The organism is Micromonospora echinofusca (assembly GCF_017614955.1).
In the GTDB taxonomy this organism is placed as follows: Bacteria; Actinomycetota; Actinomycetes; order Mycobacteriales; family Micromonosporaceae; genus Micromonospora; species Micromonospora echinofusca_A.
Genome location: NZ_WVUH01000441.1, coordinates 1 through 4,990, shown reverse-complemented (window position 1 = coordinate 4,990; position 4,990 = coordinate 1). Strand labels below are relative to the sequence as shown.

The 4,990-nt window shown below is 69.6% G+C and carries 3 protein-coding genes; all 3 read left to right on the top strand.

Annotation, left to right across the window (positions count from 1 at the left end; all coding sequences use genetic code 11):
- The first annotated feature begins 31 nt into the window (after window positions 1–31).
- The 3 genes from GSF22_RS30485 to GSF22_RS30475 all read left to right on the top strand — a co-directional run bounded on the left by GSF22_RS30485 (window position 32) and on the right by GSF22_RS30475 (window position 4,501).
- Window positions 32–1,048, top strand: a complete 1,017-nt coding sequence (locus GSF22_RS30485) for a carbohydrate ABC transporter permease (protein ID WP_208817366.1) — start codon at window positions 32–34, stop codon at window positions 1,046–1,048.
- A gap of 154 nt (window positions 1,049–1,202) precedes the next feature.
- Window positions 1,203–2,045, top strand: a complete 843-nt coding sequence (locus GSF22_RS30480) for a carbohydrate ABC transporter permease (protein ID WP_208817367.1) — start codon at window positions 1,203–1,205, stop codon at window positions 2,043–2,045.
- Window positions 2,042–4,501: a glycoside hydrolase family 2 protein gene (locus tag GSF22_RS30475; protein ID WP_208817365.1), complete on the top strand. Its 2,460-nt coding sequence runs from the start codon at window positions 2,042–2,044 to the stop codon at window positions 4,499–4,501. The genes GSF22_RS30480 and GSF22_RS30475 overlap by 4 nt, the downstream gene beginning before the upstream one ends.
- The last annotated feature ends 489 nt before the right edge of the window (window positions 4,502–4,990 follow it).

Genomic DNA, 4,990 nt, shown 5'->3' with positions numbered 1-4,990 from the left:
GCCCACCATCCTCCGGCCCTGGAGTGCCCTGATGTCCCCCACGCGTGCCGCGCCGCCGGCCAGCCACCGCGCCGGCGCCGCCGCGGAATCCGTTGGCCGCCGGCCCGCCGACGACCGGCAGTCCACCTGGCGCAACTGGCTGTACCGCTTCGACATGCGCTACATGCCGTACCTGATGATCGCGCCGTTCTTCCTGCTCTTCCTGGTCTTCGGCCTGTTCCCGCTGGTCTTCAACGGGATCGTGTCGCTGCGGAACTGGCGTCTCGACGATCCGGACCTGGACGGTTGGGCCGGCACCGCCAACTTCACCCAGCTGGCCGGCGACGACGACTTCTGGAACGCGCTGTTCAACACCTTCGGCATCTTCCTGCTCTCCTCGGTGCCGCAGCTGCTGCTCGCGCTCCTCATCGCCGCCCTGCTGAACCGCAAACTGCGGGCGCAGACCTGGTGGCGGGTCGGCATCCTGCTGCCGTACATCACCCCGATCGCCGCCTCCACGCTGGTCTTCAACGTCTTCTTCTCCCGCGACTTCGGGATGGCGAACTACGCGCTCGGCCTCTTCGGCATCGGTGACGAGACACCGATCGACTGGCGGGCCGACAAGCTGCACAGCTGGATCGCCATCGCCACGATGGTCAACTGGAAGTGGATCGGCTACAACGCCCTGCTCTACCTGGCCGCGATGCAGTCCATCCCGCGCGACATCTACGAGGCGTCCGCGATCGACGGGGCCGGCCCGTGGCGGCAGCTCTGGCGGATCACCGTGCCGATGATCCAGCCGGTGGTCATCTTCACCGTCGTCCTCTCCACCATCGGTGGTCTCCAGCTCTTCACCGAACCGATGCTCTTCGACCTCAACGGGCAGGCCGCGACCGGTGGCCCGGACGGCGAGTGGCAGACCATCGCCCAGCTCATCTACAAGGTCGGCTGGAAGGACCTGAACCTCGGCTACGCCGCCGCCATGTCCTGGGCGCTCTTCCTCATCATCCTCGTGGTCGCCGGCATCAACACCCTGCTGACCAACCGCCTGGCCGGAGGTAAACGGTGAGCGCGAGGAGTGAGCTTGCGAGCCCCGCAGTCGCGAACGAAGAGACGAGCACGGTGAGCGCGAGGAGTGAGCTTGCGAGCCCCGCAGTCGCGAACGGGAGGGAAGCACGGTGAGCACGACTTCCCCCGGTACCCGGCGTCGGCGGGAGGCCCTGATGGGGCGGGCCCCGCAGGACACCCCGGCCGGCATCTGGACGTACCTCTTCCTGGCCGTCACGATCCTGTTCGCCGCGTTCCCGCTGTACTGGATGTTCGTCATCGCCACCAGCACCGACGAGGCGCTGGCGAAGATCCCCCCGGCGGTCGTCCCCGGCGACCAGTTCATGACCAACGTGACGGAGGTCTTCTCCCTCCAGGACGTCTACTTCGCCGCCGCCCTGGTCAACAGCGTCATCGTCTCCACCGTGGTGACCGCCTCGGTGCTCTTCTTCTGCTCACTGGCCGGGTTCGCCTTCGCCAAGCTGCGGTTCAAGGGCAGCAAGGCACTGATGCTCTTCGTGATCCTCACCCTCACCGTGCCCAACCAGCTCGGCGTGGTCGCGCTGTACATCGTGATGGGCAAGCTCGGCTGGAACGGCACCCTCTTCGCGGTCATCGTGCCCGGCCTGGTCACCGCGTTCGGCGTGTTCTACATGCGCCAGTTCATCGTCAACACCGTCCCCGACGAACTGGTCGAGTCCGCCCGCGTCGACGGCGCCACCACCATGCGGGTCTACTGGAACATCGTGCTGCCGGCCATCCGGCCCGCGTTGGCCGTACTCGGTCTGCTCACCTTCGTCGCCACCTGGAACGACTTCCAGTGGCCGCTGATCACGCTGAGCGGTACCGACTACCCGACCTCGATGGTCGCCATCTCCGACCTGGCCAGCGGCACGTACGTCATCTACCGCCGGGTGCTCGCCGGAGCGTTCCTGGCCACCCTGCCCCTGCTGGTCATGCTCTTCGTCGGGGGCCGGCAGATCGTCCGCGGAATCATGGAAGGTGCGGTGAAGTCTTGATCGAGGCACAGGTGTCCGGCGGGTACCGGCAGGCGCTGCACGACGGTTGGACCCTGCGGGCGGCCACAGGCCCGCAGGTGCCGGCCGGGATCGCCGACCGGGCCGTCCCGGCGACGGTGCCCGGCTGCGTGCACACCGACCTGCTCGCCGCCGGGCTGATCGACGACCCCTACCTGGACGACAACGAGACCGGTCTGACCTGGATCGGCCGCACCGACTGGGTCTACGAGACCGGTTTCCACTGGGACGGCGGCGCGACCGACCGGGTCGACCTGGTCTGCGCCGGCCTGGACACGGTCGCCACGCTGACCCTCAACGGCACCGAGATCGGCCGGACCGAGAACATGCACCGGGGCTACCGGTTCGACGTCCGGTCCCTGCTGCGCCCCGGCGGCAACACGCTGCGCGTCCGCTTCGACTCGGCGTACACCTATGCCGAGGCGCACCGGGACCGGCTCGGCGACCGGCCCAACGCGTACCCGGAACCGTTCCACTTCATCCGGAAGATGGCCTGCAACTTCGGCTGGGACTGGGGTCCGACGGTGGTCACCGCCGGCATCTGGCAGGAGATCGGCCTGCACGGCTGGAACGTCGCCCGGCTGGCCACCGTCCGACCGGTGGTCACCGTCGCCGACGGCACCGGCCGGGTGGACGTACACGTCGAGATCGAGCGGGACACCGACGGGCCGGTCACGGTACGCGCGGAGGTGGCCGGCGGGGTCGTCACGGCGACCATCCCGGCGGGGGCGCGGAGCACGGTGCTGACCTGCACCGTCGCCGAGCCCCGGCTGTGGTGGCCGCACGGGTACGGCGAACAGGCCCGCTACCCGCTCACCGTGACCCTGACCGACGAGACCGGTGGCGAGCTGGACACCTGGTCCCGGCAGATCGGGTTCCGGTCGGTCCGGCTGGACACCACCCCCGACGCGCACGGCTCGGCGTTCACCCTGGTCGTCAACGACCTGCCGATCTTCGTCCGGGGGGTCAACTGGATCCCGGACGACGCGTTCCCCACCCGGATCACCCGCGACCGCCTGGCGGCGCGCTTCGCGCAGGCGGTCGGGGCGAACATCAACCTGCTGCGGGTCTGGGGCGGCGGCCGGTACGAGTCGGAGGACTTCTACGACCTCGCCGACTCCCTCGGCCTGCTGGTGCAACAGGACTTCCTCTTCGCCTGCGCGGCGTACCCGGAGGAGGAACCCTTCGCCAGCGAGGTCGCCGCCGAGGCCACCGAGCAGGTCGTCCGGCTGGCCAGCCACCCGTCGCTGGTGCTGTGGACCGGCAACAACGAGAACATCTGGGGCTTCCACGACTGGGACTGGCAGGAACCGCTCGCCGGCCGGACCTGGGGACGCGGCTACTACCTGGACGTCCTGCCACGCATCGTCGGGGAGTTGGACCCGACCCGGCCGTACTGGCCGGGCAGCCCGTGGTCCGGTCAGGAGGGGGTGCACCCGAACGACCCAGCGCACGGCACCATGCACATCTGGGACGTGTGGAACGACGACGACTACACGAAGTACCGCGCGTACCTGCCCCGGTTCGTCGCCGAGTTCGGCTACCAGGCGCCCCCGGCGTACGCGACGCTGCGCCGGTCGATCTCCGACGACCCGCTCGCCCCGGACTCACCCGGTATGGCCCACCACCAGAAGGCCATCGACGGTGACCGCAAACTCCAGCGCGGGCTGGACGCCCACCTGCCGGTACCGGCCGACTTCGACGAGTGGCACTACCTCACCCAACTCAACCAGGCGCGGGCGATCGCCCTCGGGGTGGAACACTTCCGCTCGCACCGGCCAATCTGCATGGGCACCATCGTCTGGCAGCTCAACGACTGCTGGCCGGTCACCTCCTGGTCGGCCATCGACGGCGACGGTCGACGCAAGCCGCTGTGGTACGCGCTGCGCAGGTCGTACGCCGACCGGCTGCTCACCGTCCAGCCCCGCGACGGCGGGCTGGCCCTGGTCGCGGTCAACGACAGCGGTCAGCCGTGGCGGGCCCCGGCCACGGTCACCCGGCTGACCCTGGCCGGCGAGCCGAGGGCCGGGACCACCCTGGAACTGGACGTCCCGGCGTACTCCTCGGTGGTGCTGGCCCTGCCGGCGGAGCTGGCCGGTCCCGACGAACCGCGCCGGGAACTGCTGGTCGCCGAGGCCGGTGACCCGGCCGGGCGGGCACTGTGGTTCTTCGCCGAGGACTCCGAGATCGAGTACCCGCCGGCCGGGTACGACACAGTCGTCGAGGAGGTCGACGGCGGGCAGCGGGTGCACGTCACCGCCCGCACGGTCCTGCGCGACCTGACCCTCTACCCGGACCGGCTCGACCCGGACGCGACGGTCGACGACGCGCTGCTCACCGTCCTGCCCGGAGAGTCGGTCACGTTCACCGTCCGGTCACCCCGCCCCCTGGACGCGACCGCACTCACCACCCGCCCGGTGCTCCGCACCGTCAACTGAAACGAAGAGATGTAAGGAAGGGCCCCCTATTAACGTTTTCGGTAGAGGAAGGGCCCCTTGTTAACAACTGTCGGCGGGAGGTGGCGTGCATCGGGGAGGGCTCCGGTCCACCTGATGCGTCAACGGTCCGTGGCGCAGGGGCGCGTTTCCGGCCGTACCCCTGACGCCGTCGTAGCGATGGAAGGTGCGGGCCGCTCCGGCCCCGGCCGGGGCCGGTGCCACCGCGGTCAGGCGCGCCGGTGCTGCGGTGAGGTTGGCGCCGCTGTTGGGGCTGGCGCCGCTGTCGGGGCTGGCGTCACCGGTTGGGGTTGGCGCCGCTGTTGGGGCTGGCGCCGCCACCATGGGGCATGGGCTACGAAGCTGTTATTGACCCGTAGGGCAAATATGCCGTGGTCATCCGGCGGCGTAGCGGACTTCAGGCTTACCGAAGAAGGCTTTCACCGTGGCTGGCTGGTTCTGCCGACGACGCAGGTGCCGGCTGGCCGCGGC